Raw genomic sequence first — 14,251 nt, 5'->3', positions numbered from 1 at the left:
ACCGCCCGAACCTACTTCGCCTGTGCGGAAACGACGGTGGCAAAGCCGACACCGCCCAGGTCCCACGCGAGGTCCAGAACCGAGGCCGTGTCACGTGGATCGCGCGTATCGAGCAGCTCCTTGGCCACGCCGGCCGCCGCGCCGGTCCCCGCGCCCACGATCAGGCTGGTGCGGTGGTCCGCGCCCGCCAGCCGCGCGCCCGCGCCCGCCAGGCTCGTCACCAGGAACGAGGCGAAGAAGTGCTGGAGCTTGTCCTCGCCGAACAGGCGGTCGCCGGGTTGGCGGGCGGCGGCGCCGTGTTGGCCGCCCAGCGAGAAGCACAGGCAGAGCAGCAGCTTGTCCATCGTCATCCCCCTCCGTTTGCCCAGGCGCACGCGGCATCCACCGCGCGCTGCCACCCCGCGAGCACCTCCGCCCGCGCACCGTCCTCCATCCCCGGCTCGAACGCCGACTCCTCCGGCCGCGCCGCGTCGAACTCCTCGGGACTCGCCCAGAACCCCGTGGCCACGCCGGCGAGCCCCGCCGCGCCGCGCGCCGTCATCTCCACCAGCCGCGGCCGGCGCACGGGGATGCCCAGCACGTCGGCCTGGAACTGCATCAGCCAGTCGTTGGCCGCCGCGCCGCCGTCCACGCGCAGCTCCGGCATGCGCACGCCGGCGTCGCCCTCCATCGCCTGCACCACGTCGTGGGTGGAAAAGGCCATCGCCTCGAGCGCGGCGCGGGCCAGGTGCGCCCGCCCGGTGCCGCGCGTGAGCCCGAAGAGCGTTCCCCGCGCGCGCGGCTCCCAGTGCGGCGCCCCCAGCCCGGTGAAGGCGGGGACCAGGTAGACGCCGTCGTTGGATTCCAGCGACCGCGCCAGCGCCTCGGTCTCGGCCGCGTCGTGCAGGATGCCGAGGCCGTCACGCAGCCACTGGACCGCCGCGCCGGCGATGAAGATGGAGCCCTCCAGCGCGTACGCCCGCTCCCCGCGCGGGCCGCACGCCGCCGTGGTCAGCATCCCGTGGCGGCTGGGGACGCGCTTGTCGCCCGTGTGGACCAGGAGGAAGGCGCCGGTTCCGTAGGTGTTCTTCCCTTCCCCCGGCGTCCAGCAGCCGTGGCCATACAGCGCCGCCTGCTGGTCGCCCGCGATCCCGGCCACCGGCGCCTCGCCCTCGAACGCGGCGCCGTCGGTGGCGCCGTACACCTCGGACGACGAGCGGATCTCCGGCAGAACGGCGGCGGGGATGCCGAAGAGATCCAGCAGCGCGGGGTCCCACGCGTCGTCGTCCAGCGAGTAGAGGAGGGTGCGGCTGGCGTTGGTGCGGTCGGTCAGGTGGAGGCGGCCGCCCGTCATCTTCCAGACGAGCCACGTGTCGATGGTCCCCGCCGCGAGCTCCCCGGCCTCCGCGCGTGCCCGCGCGCCGGGGACGTGGTCCAGCAGCCAGGCCAGCTTGGTCGCGCTGAAGTACGGGTCGATGACCAGCCCGGTGCGCGTGCGGACGTCGTCCTCGCGCCCGTCCTCCTTCATCTTCCTGCAGAGCTCCGCGGTGCGGCCGTCCTGCCAGACCAGCGCGTGGTGCAGCGGCTCGCCGGTCGCGCGGTCCCACAGCACCACCGTCTCGCGCTGGTTGGTGATGCCGATCCCCGCGAGCGCATCGACGGTCGTCCCCGCGTGCGCGGCGGCCACGCGCGCGACGCGCTTCGTCACCTCCCAGATCTCGGCCGCGTCGTGCTCCACCCAGCCGGGGCGGGGGAAGTGCTGGGTGAACTCGCTGTACGCCCGCCCGCGCACCCGCCCGTCGCGGTCGATCACCAGGCACGTGGTGCCCGTGGTACCCTGGTCGATGGCGAGGATCATCGGCCGTCTCCTCCGTCCGACCAGCGCGAGGGCACGTCCGGCTCTTCACCTCGTTCCTCGCACAGCGCCAGGTAATCGTCCACGGCTTCGACGAACGCCGGCTGAACCTCGTCGACGGAGGAAGCGTGAAACGTGACGACATCCCGGATATTTTCGAGACGGCCGTGGAGCACCATCTCGTCGGAGTCGAATTCCACCGTAGCCGTGTAGCCTTCGTAGGGCTGCGTCATCGCGGTGCCTCGCGTTCCTCTGCAGTTCGAGCCGGTTAGATGATATGGCGGATTCCCGACCTGCGGCATCGGTGCGAGACCACCCTCGGCCCGCACCTGCCCATCGCAGTTGAAGCCTCGCGCAGTTTGCGAGGCTTTCCGTCGTTGTTGCCGCGGCTTCAGCCGCCTTTCGCGGAGCAGTCCTCTCCGATTTCTCCGTCTCTCGCCAAGTGTCACCCCCGCACCAGCCGCCCGAAGCCGTACCGCCATCCGAAGCGCTCGATCAGCGCCAGCATGCGCACGACGGGGAGGCCCATCACCGCGAAGTAGTCGCCCTCGATGCCTTCGACGATGGCGCTGCCGAAGCCCTGGATGCCGTAGGCGCCGGCCTTGTCCATCGGCTCGCCGGTGGCCACGTACGCCTCGCATGCCTCGCGGTCGAGCGTGCGGAAGCGGACGCGCACCCGCTCCAGCCCACTCTCCACGCGGCCGTCCATGGCGATGGCGACGCCGGTGCACACCTCGTGGTCGCGGCCGGAGAGGCGCATCAGCATGTCCACCGCCTGTTCGCGGTCGCGCGGCTTGCCCAGCACCGCGCCGTCGATCACCACGATGGTGTCGGAGCCCACCACCAGCGCGTGCGGGTGCGTGGCGGCGATGGTCTCCGCCTTCTCGCGCGCCAGGCGCTCGGCGTGCTCGGGGGGCATCTCGCCGTCGCGGTAGCTCTCGTCGATGTCGGCGGGGAAGACCTCGAACTCCAGCCCCAGCCGCCCGATCAGCTCGGCGCGCCGGGGAGACTGCGAGGCCAGCACGATGGGCGGCGGCGTATCCGTATCCGTCATCGATTCGTCGGAAGAAGCGTGGTTTGCGGTCAGCGGCCGCCGCGCGCCGCGGGCTCGGCCTCCAGCGCGCGGCGGAGGCGGCGCGTCTGGTCGCGCAGGCCGTGCAGCCCGGAGAGGCGGTTCGACGCCGCCGCCTGCAGGCTGAAGAGCACCTCCACCGCCCGCGGGTCGGCGCGCAGGCGGGCGACGTCCACCCCCGCCGCGCTGACGTCGTGCAGGAACACGCGGCGCATGAACGGGAAGGCGAGCGTCATCGGCCCTGCCTGCGCCGTGATCGTCTCGCGGAGCTGCCCCTGGCGCGCGCCCTCGCTCTCCAGCGACGAGGCGTACGACGCGAGCAGCGCGCGGAGCGAGTCGTTGCGCACCAGCCGCAGGTCGCCGGTGCCGACCAGCGCGCGGTAGTTGCCGTCCAGCGGCTGGTAGCTGCTGGCGGCGCCCGCGCCCGTCACCCACGCCACCATCGAATCCGGCGCGGCGAGGCGGCCGGCGGGGCCGGTGAGCGCGTCCACCGCGCGCCCCGTCACCACCGCGGCGATGCTGTCGGTGCGGATGGCGTCGTCCAGGCGGCGCTCGTTCTCGCGCGTGTCGGCCAGGAGCTGGCGCAGGTAGTCGCGCTCGCGGCCGCGGTCCTCGCGCCCCTGCCACCACGCCTGCGCCACCAGCGCGCACATCACGCCGGCCACGATCACCGCGAACTCGCGCAGCGCCGCGCGCCACCCCCGGTGCTCGGCGAGGACGTGGACGCGCGAAGCACGCTGCGGCGGCGGCACGTCCGCATCTCCCGGCGCCACGGCATCGGTGGGAGACGCGGCGTCCGCGCGCTCTGCGGAGATCGTCGGCGGCATGGCTATCTCTCCAGGATCAGCGTCACCGGGCCGTCGTTCACCAGCTCCACGTCCATCATCGCCCCGAACTCGCCGGTCGCCACCGGGCGGCCGGTCTGGCGCAGGAGGGCGACGAAGCGCTCGTACAGCGGGATCGCCACCTCCGGCCGCGCGGCGTCGATGAAGCTGGGGCGGTTCCCCTTGCGCGCGTCGCCGTAGAGGGTGAACTGGCTGACGACCAGGATGGCGCCGTCCGCCTCCTCCACCGAGCGGTTCATCTTCCCCTCGTCGTCGGGAAAGACGCGGAGCTGCACCACCTTCTTCACCATCCACGCCAGCGCGCCGTCCGTATCGCCATCGGTGAAGCCGGCGAGGAGCAGGAGTCCGCGCCCGATCTCGCCGGTCACGCGCCCGTCCACCGTCACCTTCGCGCGCGACACGCGCTGCAGCACGATTCGCATGGAGGGAGAAGAGAAGGGGGATGGAGATGGGGCGCAATGGCCGCATCAACGCTCGCAGCCGCGCCCGGGACCCCGAAACCGCGGCGTAGCCAAAACATCGCGGGATCTCACGCGGAGACGCGGAGACGCGGAGGCGCATGCCGAGCCACCTCCGCGTCTCCGCGTCTCCGCGTTAGGTCCAGCTGAGCTTGGGAGCCGCAGAAAAGCAGGCACCCCGCCCACCGAAGCTCGGCGGGCGGGGCGCGTCGTGATCGTCAGGGACGGCGACAGGTCGAGGCTTTCCCTGTCCCTGTCCCCTACTGCTTGCACTCCCCGTGGGGATCCGGCTTCGGCTTGTCGACCACCAGCCGGTCCGGGCGGTTCGCCACGTGCTCGGCCACGTCGGCCACCAGGCTGGCCACGCGCGCCAGCTTGGTGTAGTCGATGTACTCCGGCTCGTCGGTCAGCATGTGGTAATCCGCATGCCCGCCGGTGGTGAAGAAGGTGATGGGAATCCCCCACCGCGCGTAGCTGTAGTGGTCGCTGCGGCAGTAGATGTTGGCCGGGTGGTTGTTCGCGTCGATCGAGTAGTCGAACGCCAGCCCGTGGTTCCCCGTGCGGTTCACCTCCTCGATCAGGTCGCCCAGCTGCGTGGACAGGCGGCGCGAGCCCACCAGCTGCAGGTAGTTGGGCCCGCCGTGCAGCACCACGCTGTCCTTGGTCATCCCCGTCTCGTCGCTCGCCGCGCCGCGCCCGATCATGTCCATGTTCAGCTGCGCCACGATCGAGTCGCGGCTGACCGCCGTGGTGGGGTGCTCGGTGAACCACGACGAGCCCAGCAGCCCCTTCTCCTCGCCCGTGTGCCAGACGAAGAGCACGGAGCGCTTCGGCCGGTGCGCCGCCATGTACTCGGCGATCTCCAGCACGCCGGTGGTCCCCGAACCGTCGTCGTCCGCGCCGTTGAAGACCGAGTCGCGCCGCGCCGGGTGCGCGCGGTGCAGCGAGTCGGTGAGCGCGCGGATGCGGGCCGACTGCGCGGGGGTGGGCGTCTCGGCCTCGCCCTCCAGCCCGCCGCGGCGCAGCACCAGGTTGAAGGCGCGCAGCGAGTCGTGGTCCACCGCCTCGTGCGTGGTCCCCACGTGGTCGTTGTGCGCGCCGATGGCCACGAACTGCCCGCGCAGCGCCGGGTCGGTGCCGCGCAGGATGCCCACCACGTTGCGCGCCGGGAAGGCCGACGGCTGGTCGTAGAAGGCCACCCGCCCGTTCACCGTCTGCCCCGCGGCGCCCGTCTGCAGCCCGTCCAGCGGGCGCCCGAACAGCCGCTCGGCCGCGGCCACGCTCACCAGCAGGCCGGCGGGCGAGGCCACGCGGGCGTGCGGCTCGGACGGGTCCACCAGCGCCTCCTGCGGCTCGGCCAGGTAGCCGCGCAGCCCCTCGGGCACGTAGTCCAGCACCGCGAAGGCCACCCCCGCCGCCGCGGCGTAGCGGTCGAACGAGCCGCCGGTCCAGAAGCGCCAGCTGCGCGTGCCGTTCACCATGGCCCCGTCGAACACCACCAGCTTGCCGGCCGCCTGCGCGGGGTCGATCAGGTTCATCGTTCCCAGCCGGCCGCCGTACACCACGGGAACGTTGCTGGCGAGCAGGGTGTCGCGGAAGGAGAAGGCGCCCTCGATGGAGGGGAGGAGGACGAAGTCCGTCCCCGGCTTCATCGTGGCGCCGCCCACCGTGAGCGACGACGCCGGGTCCATCCCCTTGCGGCGGAGCGGGATGGTCTGGAAGAAGGTGCCGTTCTCGCCCGCCGGCTCCAGCCCGATGCGGCGCGCCTCGCGGGCGATGTAGTCGGTGCCCTTCACGTTCCCGGCCGTTCCCGCTTCGCGCCCCATCATGCTGTCGTCGGCCAGCACGTACAGCCGCGTCATGGCGTCGGCGGCGGTGATGGCGGGGGTGGTGGGCTGCGGCGTGTGCTTCAGCGGCTGCTGCGGCGCCTGCGCCAGCGCGGGCACGGCGGCGGCCAGCGCGAGCACGGCGGCCAGCGCGCCGGTGGAGCGTACGTGCGTTCTCACGATCGGTGGATTTCGTTCGGGTGAAAGGACGGAAACGGCGCGTCCGCCGCTGCCGTGTGGTACGGGTGGATCCTGCGGCTCACCCGGCGAATGAATTCGCGGGCAACAACCGCACAAAGTCCCTGCGGGACTGCGGCCCCGGCATCCCGGCGGCTCCGGAGGCGCCGGAGCGTCGTCGGCTAAGACATGGCATGAGCACCCTCTCCCGGCATGGGGAAAGGGTGCTCGTCCGGCATCCGCTCAGATGCCGGTGTGGCTGGCTTCGCGCGCGGGGGTGGCGCGGGCGGCCGCGGCGGCGTGGGCCAGCGCCTCGGCCTGGTTGTGCGCGCCGCGCAGCAGCCCGAGCGCCGTCTGCAGCTGCGTGTCGCGCGGGACGCCGCGGCGGAACTGCGCCGAGTCGCCGAACGCCAGCGACGAGATGCGCCCCTCCAGCATCCGGTCGACCACGCTGGCGCCCGCGTCCCAGGTGCGGCGGTCCACCTGCACGCCGTCGCGCTGCAGCCGGCGGTACAGCTCCTCGCGCCAGGCGGGAGTGACCGCGAAGTCCGGCCGCACGCCCGCCTTCAGCTCCAGCGTGTACTGGCTCAGCACCTGGTTGGTGGCCGTCGCCTTGGTCGACAGCGCGCGCAGCAGGGCGCGCTCGGGGGCCGAGAGCGTGTCCTCCTTCACCACCACGTCGGGGGTGATGCCGCCGCCGCCGTACACCGGGCGCCCGGCGTCGCTGTGGTACACCGGGCGTGCGGCCAGCGCCGAGTCGCTGGGCGGCAGCGTGTCTTCCTGCGCGAAGGTGCCGTCGGGGTTCACCTTGCGCGGGCGCTGGATGCTGCGGCCGCTGGGCGTGTACCACCGCCCGGTGGTCAGCTTCATCGCCCACCCGCCCTCGAGCGGGAAGAGGTCCTGCACCAGCCCCTTGCCGAACGAGGTGGTGCCGACCACCACCGCGCGGTCGTGGTCCTGCAGCGCGCCCGCCACGATCTCCGACGCGCTGGCGGTCCCCTCGTCGGTCATCACCACCACCGGCTCGGGGCCCAGCAGCGGCTCGTCTTCCGCCCGATAGACCTCGGCCGGGGCGTTGCGGTAGACCACGCGCAGCACCTCCGTCCCCTTCTTCAGGAACAGGTTGGAGATGCGGATGGACTGCTCCAGGCTGCCGCCGCCGTTGCCGCGCAGGTCGACGACGAAGGCGCGCGCGCCCTGCTGGCGAAGGCTGTCGATCGCCCGCGCCAGCTCCTCGCCCGAGCTCTCGCTGAAGCGGTCGAGCGGCACGTAGCCCACGTTGTCCTGCAGCATCAGCGCGTACGGGACCACGGGAACATGCACGACCGCGCGGCGCGCCTCGATGCGGATCGGCTGCTCCACGCCGTGGCGCACGAGCGTGGCGCGGACGGAGGTCCCCTGCGGGCCGAGGAGGCGCGCGGTCACCTTGTCCAGCGAGATGCCGGTGACCTTCTGCCCGTCGACCTCCACGATGCGGTCGCCCACCTGCACGCCGGCGCCCTCGGCGGGGGTGCGGGGGTACACGCGCATGACCGTGGCGGTATCGCGCACCAGCTCCACCAGCATCCCCATGCCGCCGTAGCCGTTGCGCAGGCTTTCGCGCTGGAACTCGGCCAGCTCCCGCGGCGAGTACAGGTCGGCGTACGGGTCGCCGATGCGGCGCAGGAGGCCGCGGGCGGCCAGCGCGTACAGGCTGTCCTCGGGAACCGAGTCGACCCCGAACGCGGCCACGCGGGTGAGCACTTCCTGGAAGAGCTGGCCGTTTTCCGAAACGGCGCTCTGCAGCATGAAGCCGCCCACCACCACCGGCAGCACCAGCGCCGCCAGCGCGGCGCGCTTCACCCGGCGCGTCTTTGCCCCGCGGGGCGTGTTGCGATCAGCCATGAATCCATCCGTGGGCGCCGCCAGTCCGCGGCGCAAGGCTCGTCCGTTCGGACGAGCGTTCCATCGCCCGTCCGGCCGCGGGGTTGGGCCGGTGAAGGGGTCGGCGAACTTACCCCGGAACGCGGGTGGAAGATCCGCGCCCGCGCTCCGGAACGGGAACGCGCCGCCCCCGCCGCGTCTGACGCCCGCCGGCCCGCACGGACCGCGCCGCGGGCTTTGTATCGCGAGTGGACGTCCGATAGCGGAATAGCCTTGAGACTGATTGGGATGTGGCGTCTAGCTCCGGATCCACCGCGACTCAGGGGCTCCCTCGGGCGGCGGGCAGCGGAGCCGCATCAGCTCGTGAAGCACTTCGCTGATGCGGTCCAGCGTCGCCCGGCTGACCTCGCCCACGCGCCGCTGGAAGCGGTCGAGCGCGACGGAGCGCATGTGCTCGCAGAGGAAGACGCTCGGCGAGCGAAGGCCGCCCTCCGGCGGATAGACGGGCACGTGCGACGGCACCCCGCGGAACCGCGTGGTGGTGGGGATGGCGATCACGACCGGATAGGGCACTTCGTCGCGGCTCGTCATCACCAGCACCGGCCGCACGCCGTCCTGCTCGTGGCTGCGGACGGGGCTCAGGTCGGCATACCAGAGTTCACCCGGCAACGGGCGCACACACCCTCCGTGGAAAGGGGACACGACGCGGCTGCTTCGCCCGGGCGGAGAGCCGGGCGAACGATGAGTTCAGGATTTCGGTGAAGAGATGGAGCGAGCGGCTCGCCTGCATGGCCGGATGCGGCGAGCTATGAAGCGGACGTCACAAAGCAGTGTCGGACGGACGCGGCGCGGCGGCGCGCGTCTTCTCCCGTGCCTCCCAGTAATCGTGCGAGACGAGCAGAGGATCGATCGAAGCGCACTCCTCCATCCACTCGTTCCACGCGACTGGATCGGCGCGCAGGCGGTCGTACGATTCCCTCATCCGCCGCGCGAAGTCGGAGGTTCGCTCGGACGGATCGTACGGATGCACGCTCCGCAGCCGCGGGATGCGCCGGAGCCGGAGCTGGGGCTTGGTTCGTTTGACCGTGGTCACGCGGCGTTTCCTCACGATTCCACCTGTGTGAGTGCGTGATTAGAGAATACCCGAACGGTCACCAGTCGTCAATCCCGTCCAGATCTTGCCACCGGTGCTCCCGTCGCGGCAGTTTTGATCCAGCCCGATCCAACAATCATCGGGTATCCCGCTCCGCTCGCGTCACCGGCAGCATGCATCGCGTTCGCCATGCATTCCTAACTGCGTCATCAGGAACACAGCACGCCGCAGCTGCGTCGCACGATTCAATCATCATCCCCCCGAAGATTCCGCGATAACTCATCGCACCCTGAGCCTTCCCCAACGTTCCCGCTGGATTTTCGAGGCCAATGCTCGGCTGCCGCGTTCGCGCGAGAGTGGATCACCGCATCCTCGCATGGATGGGGACGGCGAGCCGTGGAGGGTTCGGCATGCGATGAGTATCGCGGATTTTTTCGTGAGACACACATCGGCGGCGCGCGATCGTGTCCTCATCGCCATCGCCCCTGATCGAATCGGTCTGGATGGGTTGAGACGGCGCGGACGCTGGCCCCCTCACCGGCGGCTGAAGCCGCAGCAACAACTACGGGAAGCCTCGCAAACTGCGCGAGGCTGTTCGGCTCGTCAGCGGCTACGGCTCGCCTTCATCTTCCCTGGGCGCGCGCAGCGCGGGGACGACTCAGGATGAAGTCGGCGGGGAGATGCGGGGATGCCGATGTTCCGCGGGCGGTCAGTGGGCGAGGGTGTAGAGGTACGCGGCGATGTCGCGGGCCTGGCGCTGGGTGACGCCGGTGCGGGGCATGGCGGTGGCGGAGTCGATGCTCTGCGGGTCCTGGATCCAGGCGATCAGGTTGTCGGGCTTGTTCTCGGTGACACCGCCGATGAACAGCCGCGCCGTCACGTTGTCCAGCGGCGGCCCCACCCGCCCGCGCGCGCCGGGAATCCCCGGGACGACGTGACATCCGCCACAGCCATAGTTCTCCATCCACTGCCGCCCCAGCTCCGCGCGGCCGCCGCGGGTCAGCTGCATGGCCTGGGCGTCGCTCAGGCGGTCCTGCGTGCAGGCGGACGCCAGCGCGAGCGCGGCGAGGGCGGCGGCGGAGCGGAGGCGCGGGCTCATGCGGAGCACGGGCTGAAGAGGGCGGTGGCCAGCCACATGGCCAGCACGATCGCGGCGAAGAACGGGTTCGCGACCATCCCCGAGAAGGCCATGAACCGGGCCCGGTGCTCCGGCCCGGGCCGCTCGTCGGGTTCGCTGCGTCCCAGCCGCGCCCACTCGCGGCGGCAGAGCAGGAACGCGCCGGCGATCAGCAGCAGGGCGACCGCGTGCACCATGTGCACGAAGAGGCTGCTCTGCCGCGCGCAGGCATCGGGGACCAGCGCGTACGCCACCCACTGGCCCAGCAGCACGATCACCGGGCCGGAGAGCAGCCCCAGCCAGAGCTGCACCGTGGCGCCGCTGGGCGGCGCGGACTGTTCGGCGGTCTGCACGGGCATGGTCACATCACCCGCGGCAGGAGGAAGACCATGGCGTAGAGCGGAAGCCACGACAGGCACATGAAGTACCAGTACATCGCCAGGTCGGCGGTGTCGGGGAAGTGCTTCTCCTCCCAACGGCCGGTGAACGCGATCAGGGCGAACACCGCCAGCTCGCCCACCTCGGCCAGCAGCAGGGTGCCGTGCACGAGCATCACCAGCCAGGCGGACGACCCGTAGGCGTTCTCGTCCCACCGCACGTGCAGCTGCGCCAGCTCGAACCAGCGCAGCGCCGCGAACGCCGCGTTGAAGGCGATGGCCACGAGCAGCAGGAGGCGGACGGCGGGAAGGTCCTTGCGGTGCGCCGCACGGCTCAGCAGGGCGATGGGGACGAAGCTGACCAGCATCAGCACGACTTCGATCGTGGCCAGCGTCAGCCCCGGAACGGCCACCCGCGCCGGCGGCAGCGAGGCGAAGTTGCGGCGGAGATAGAGGTACGTCCCCGCGCACATGGCCAGCGTGGTGCCCTCGATGGCCATGAACGCCACCGTTCCCCACCACACCAGGTTGCGGTAGCCGTAGGTGATGTCCGGGAGCCCGGATACGTCGACGGCCGACGGGGGGCGCCGCGTGCTCATCGCACCCCTCCCGCGTCCAGCTTCCACGCCTTCTCGGGGTGGCGCGGCCACGCCCAGGCGAACAGCGCCAGCCCCAGCGGGATCGCCCCGATCCAGAGCGCCTGGAAGGTGAAGACCAGCAGGACCAGCAGGAACCCCGTGGCCACCGCGGCCAGGAAGGGCACGGGCGTGGGGCCGGGCGACTCCTGCCGGTTGTCGGGGTCGGCGTCCATCACCGTGGTCACCAGCACCTCGCGGTGCGTCTCGTCCAGCCCGGTCACCACGGGGCGGTCGGGCGTCATCGCCCAGAGCGCGGCGCGCCCCTGCACGATGGGGATGCGCGCGTGGTTGTACGGCGGTGGCGGCGAGGGAATGGCCCACTCCAGCGTGTCGGCCAGCCAGGGATCGGGCCCCGCGGGCGCCCCGAAGCGCCAGCTGCTGGCGATGTTGAAGAGGAAGACGATCACCCCCGCGGCGATGACGAACGAGCCGACCGTCGATAGCAGGTTCAGCCATCCCCATCCCGTGCCCGGCAGATAGGTGTACACCCGCCGCGTCATCCCCATCAGCCCCAGGAAGTGCATGGGGAAGAAGGTGACGTTCACGCCGGTGAAGATGAGCCAGAAGCCCAGCCTCCCCAGCCGCTCGCTGGCCATCCTCCCCGTGACCTTGGGGAACCAGTAGGTGATGGCCCCCAGCAGCGGGAACACGCCGCCGCCGATCAGCACGTAGTGGAAGTGGGCCACGATGAAGAAGGTGTCGTGCGCCTGCAGGTCGAAGGGCACCGAGGCGATCATCACCCCGGTCAGCCCGCCGATGACGAAGATGACGATGAAGCCCAGCGCGTACAGCAGCGGCGTCCTGAACACCGGCTTCCCCAGCCAGAGCGTGGCGATCCAGCAGAAGATCTGCACCCCGCTGGGAATGGCGATGAGCATGCTGGCCGCGGTGAAGAAGCTCTCGCCCAGCTGCGGGATGGGGGTGGCGAACATGTGGTGCACCCACAGCCCGAAGGCGATGAAGCCGGTGGCGATGGGCGACAGCACCATCGCCACGTAGCCGAACACGGGGCGGCGGGTGAAGGTGGTGATGATGGACGAGACGAACCCCAGGCCGGGGATGAAGATGATGTAGACCTCGGGGTGCCCGAAGAACCAGAACATGTGCTGCCAGAGGAGCGGGTCGCCCCCCTCGGCGGGGTTGAAGAACTGCGTGCCCACCAGCCGGTCCATCGCCAGCAGGAAGGTGCTGGCCACGGCGACCGCGGGCATGGCGAAGATGACCATGAACGCCACCACCAGCATCGACCACACGTACAGCGGCAGGCGGTTGAGCGACATCCCCGGCGCGCGCTGCTTGAAGATGGTCACGATCAGCTGCACCGCGGCGATGAGCGCCGCGATCTCGGTGAAGGTGACCATCTGCGCCCACGTGTCCACCCGCTTCCCCGGCGAGTACTGCGGCCCCGACAGGGGGACGTAGGCGAACCAGCCCACGTCGGTGCCCGTGTTCAGCACGAACTGCACGTAGATGAAGAGCGCGCCGATGAGGTAGACCCAGTAGCCGTACGCGTTCAGCCGCGGGAAGGCCAGGTTGCGCGTGCCGATCTGCTGCGGAACGAGGTACAGCCCCCACGCGAGCATCACCGGCACCGCGAACAGGAACATCATCGTGGTGCCGTGCATGGTGAAGAACTGGTTGTACTTGTCGGGACCCAGGAACCCGTTCTGCGGCCGGGCCAGCTGGATGCGCATGGCCAGCGCCTCGAGCCCCGCCAGGAGGAAGAAGCTCATGGCGGTGATGATGTAGCGCTTGCCGATGCGCTTGTGGTCGACGGTGATGAGCCATCCCCACAGCCCCCGCGGCTCGTGCCACGAGCGCTCCAAGGCGGCCAGCTCCGCGGCCTCGCCCGGCCCCCCGACCACGTCCCGTTCGACGCTCGCCATGGTCTACCGGAGGCTCTGGAGGTAGGTGAGCAGCGCCTGGAGCTCGTCGGGGCGCATGTCGTTGGGCGGCATCTTGGCGCCGGGCTTGATCCCCTGCGGGTCCATCACCCATCCCCCCAGCCAGCCGCGGTTGTTGGGGACCATGGCCGCCGCCAGCGTGTGGCGCGTGGCCAGGTGGGTGAGGTCAGGCCCCACGCGACCACCCGCGTCGGTGCCGCGGATGGTGTGGCAGAGGACGCAGCCGTGGCTCATGAACACGTTCTTTCCCGTGCTCTGGAGGGTGTCCGTCGGCGGCATGTTGTCGGCGAGCTGGTTCTCGTACCAGCGGGCGAACTGCGCGGGCGGATCGGCGACGACCAGCAGCGACATGTTGGCGTGCTGGTGGCCGCAGAACTCGGCGCACTGCCCGCGGTAGACGCCCGCCCGGTCGGCGCGGAACGACGTGGTGGTCGAATAGCCCGGCACCAGGTCCTTCTTCCCCGCCAGGTTGGGGACCCAGAAGGAGTGGATCACGTCCTGGCTGGTCATCTTCACCACCACCGTGCGGCCCACGGGAACGTGGATCTCGTTGGCGGTGGTCAGGCTGCGGCTGTTCACCGAGTCCGAGTACTGCACCTCCCACCACCACTGGTGCCCGATGAGCGTGATCTGCAGCGGGCGCCCGGCATCGGGGGTGACGGCGTACGCGCGGCCGACGAGGAAGCTGACCACCACCGTGGCCACGAGAATGATCCCCGTCCCCGCCACGGCCAGGATCACCGTCCGCCGCGCCCTCCCCTCCCCCGCCTCGCTCACGTCCGCGTCCACCCGCCGCCGCGAGCGCAGCAGCGCCATCGCCAGCGCCACCATCACGGCGAGAAAGACGACCGCCGCGGTGATCCACAGGTAGCTCCACAGCCCGAAGAGCCGCGCGGCCTGCGGCCCGGCCGGGTTCAGCGCGGACTGGTTCGGCGTGCCCTGGCAGGCGGACAACAACAGAAGTGCGGAAGTGCGGAAGTGCGGGAGTGCGCAGGTGCGGACGCGCACGAACGCCTCCCCCGCGCGAAAGCCGAACGCACTTCCGCA

At 71.0% G+C, this 14,251-nt stretch carries 14 protein-coding genes; all 14 read right to left on the bottom strand.

Going from position 1 to position 14,251, the window contains the following annotated elements:
• Positions 1 to 11 precede the first annotated feature (11 nt).
• Complete coding sequence (locus tag VLK66_RS25120) at positions 12 to 350, bottom strand: hypothetical protein (protein ID WP_325312254.1); 339 nt, start codon at positions 348 to 350, stop codon at positions 12 to 14.
• Positions 347 to 1,837 carry a glycerol kinase GlpK gene (gene glpK, locus VLK66_RS25115; protein ID WP_325312253.1) on the bottom strand — a complete coding sequence of 497 codons (1,491 nt, stop codon included), beginning with the start codon at positions 1,835 to 1,837 and terminating at the stop codon, positions 347 to 349. The genes VLK66_RS25120 and glpK overlap by 4 nt, the downstream gene beginning before the upstream one ends.
• Complete coding sequence (locus VLK66_RS25110) at positions 1,834 to 2,067, bottom strand: type II toxin-antitoxin system HicB family antitoxin (RefSeq protein ID WP_325312252.1); 234 nt, start codon at positions 2,065 to 2,067, stop codon at positions 1,834 to 1,836. The genes glpK and VLK66_RS25110 overlap by 4 nt, the downstream gene beginning before the upstream one ends.
• A 212-nt stretch (positions 2,068 to 2,279) precedes the next feature.
• Complete coding sequence (locus VLK66_RS25105) at positions 2,280 to 2,888, bottom strand: Maf family protein (RefSeq protein WP_325312251.1); 609 nt, start codon at positions 2,886 to 2,888, stop codon at positions 2,280 to 2,282.
• Positions 2,889 to 2,917: 29 nt separating this feature from the next.
• Positions 2,918 to 3,733, bottom strand: coding sequence for a hypothetical protein (locus VLK66_RS25100; protein WP_325312250.1), 816 nt, complete (start codon positions 3,731 to 3,733; stop codon positions 2,918 to 2,920).
• A gap of 2 nt (positions 3,734 to 3,735) precedes the next feature.
• A complete protein-coding gene (gene dtd, locus VLK66_RS25095) occupies positions 3,736 to 4,173 on the bottom strand; it encodes a D-aminoacyl-tRNA deacylase (protein ID WP_325312249.1) in 438 nt (145 codons plus the stop codon).
• A 296-nt stretch (positions 4,174 to 4,469) separates the two neighbouring features.
• A complete protein-coding gene (locus VLK66_RS25090) occupies positions 4,470 to 6,215 on the bottom strand; it encodes a M28 family metallopeptidase (RefSeq protein ID WP_325312248.1) in 1,746 nt (581 codons plus the stop codon).
• A 240-nt stretch (positions 6,216 to 6,455) separates the two neighbouring features.
• On the bottom strand, positions 6,456 to 8,096 hold the full coding sequence (locus VLK66_RS25085) for a S41 family peptidase (RefSeq protein ID WP_325312247.1): 1,641 nt from the start codon (positions 8,094 to 8,096) through the stop codon (positions 6,456 to 6,458).
• 276 nt (positions 8,097 to 8,372) lie between these two features.
• Positions 8,373 to 8,744: a type II toxin-antitoxin system PemK/MazF family toxin gene (locus VLK66_RS25080; RefSeq protein WP_325312246.1), complete on the bottom strand. Its 372-nt coding sequence runs from the start codon at positions 8,742 to 8,744 to the stop codon at positions 8,373 to 8,375.
• Between the two features lie 1,133 nt (positions 8,745 to 9,877).
• On the bottom strand, positions 9,878 to 10,267 hold the full coding sequence (locus tag VLK66_RS25075) for a c-type cytochrome (RefSeq protein ID WP_325312245.1): 390 nt from the start codon (positions 10,265 to 10,267) through the stop codon (positions 9,878 to 9,880).
• A complete protein-coding gene (locus VLK66_RS25070; protein ID WP_325312244.1) occupies positions 10,264 to 10,644 on the bottom strand; it encodes a hypothetical protein in 381 nt (126 codons plus the stop codon). Before VLK66_RS25070 ends, VLK66_RS25075 begins: the two co-directional genes overlap by 4 nt.
• Before the next feature lie 2 nt (positions 10,645 to 10,646).
• A complete protein-coding gene (locus tag VLK66_RS25065) occupies positions 10,647 to 11,261 on the bottom strand; it encodes a hypothetical protein (protein WP_325312243.1) in 615 nt (204 codons plus the stop codon).
• Positions 11,258 to 13,186 (bottom strand): cytochrome c oxidase subunit I, encoded by a 1,929-nt coding sequence (gene ctaD / locus VLK66_RS25060; protein WP_325312242.1) that lies wholly within the window; start codon positions 13,184 to 13,186, stop codon positions 11,258 to 11,260. Before ctaD ends, VLK66_RS25065 begins: the two co-directional genes overlap by 4 nt.
• A 3-nt stretch (positions 13,187 to 13,189) precedes the next feature.
• Positions 13,190 to 14,251 (bottom strand): cytochrome c oxidase subunit II (gene coxB, locus VLK66_RS25055; protein WP_325312241.1); only part of this gene is annotated, 1,062 nt, incomplete at its 5' end.

The sequence above is a fragment of the Longimicrobium sp. genome, from assembly GCF_035474595.1.
GTDB lineage: Bacteria > Gemmatimonadota > Gemmatimonadetes > Longimicrobiales > Longimicrobiaceae > Longimicrobium.
The sequence above is the reverse complement of the archived record's forward strand: the minus strand, read 5'-3'. Positions and strand labels throughout refer to the sequence as shown.

Bases quoted from the DNA above. Each gene is read 5' to 3' on its own strand.
- VLK66_RS25070 (WP_325312244.1), bottom strand. From the start codon at position 10,644: ATGCCCGTGCAGACCGCCGAACAGTCCGCGCCGCCCAGCGGCGCCACG.
- VLK66_RS25120 (WP_325312254.1), bottom strand. From the start codon at position 350: ATGACGATGGACAAGCTGCTGCTCTGCCTGTGCTTCTCGCTGGGCGGC.
- VLK66_RS25105 (WP_325312251.1), bottom strand. From the start codon at position 2,888: ATGACGGATACGGATACGCCGCCGCCCATCGTGCTGGCCTCGCAGTCT.
- VLK66_RS25110 (WP_325312252.1), bottom strand. From the start codon at position 2,067: ATGACGCAGCCCTACGAAGGCTACACGGCTACGGTGGAATTCGACTCC.
- VLK66_RS25075 (WP_325312245.1), bottom strand. From the start codon at position 10,267: ATGAGCCCGCGCCTCCGCTCCGCCGCCGCCCTCGCCGCGCTCGCGCTG.
- VLK66_RS25065 (WP_325312243.1), bottom strand. From the start codon at position 11,261: ATGAGCACGCGGCGCCCCCCGTCGGCCGTCGACGTATCCGGGCTCCCG.
- dtd (WP_325312249.1), bottom strand. From the start codon at position 4,173: ATGCGAATCGTGCTGCAGCGCGTGTCGCGCGCGAAGGTGACGGTGGAC.
- VLK66_RS25100 (WP_325312250.1), bottom strand. From the start codon at position 3,733: ATGCCGCCGACGATCTCCGCAGAGCGCGCGGACGCCGCGTCTCCCACC.
- VLK66_RS25085 (WP_325312247.1), bottom strand. From the start codon at position 8,096: ATGGCTGATCGCAACACGCCCCGCGGGGCAAAGACGCGCCGGGTGAAG.
- ctaD (WP_325312242.1), bottom strand. From the start codon at position 13,186: ATGGCGAGCGTCGAACGGGACGTGGTCGGGGGGCCGGGCGAGGCCGCG.
- glpK (WP_325312253.1), bottom strand. From the start codon at position 1,837: ATGATCCTCGCCATCGACCAGGGTACCACGGGCACCACGTGCCTGGTG.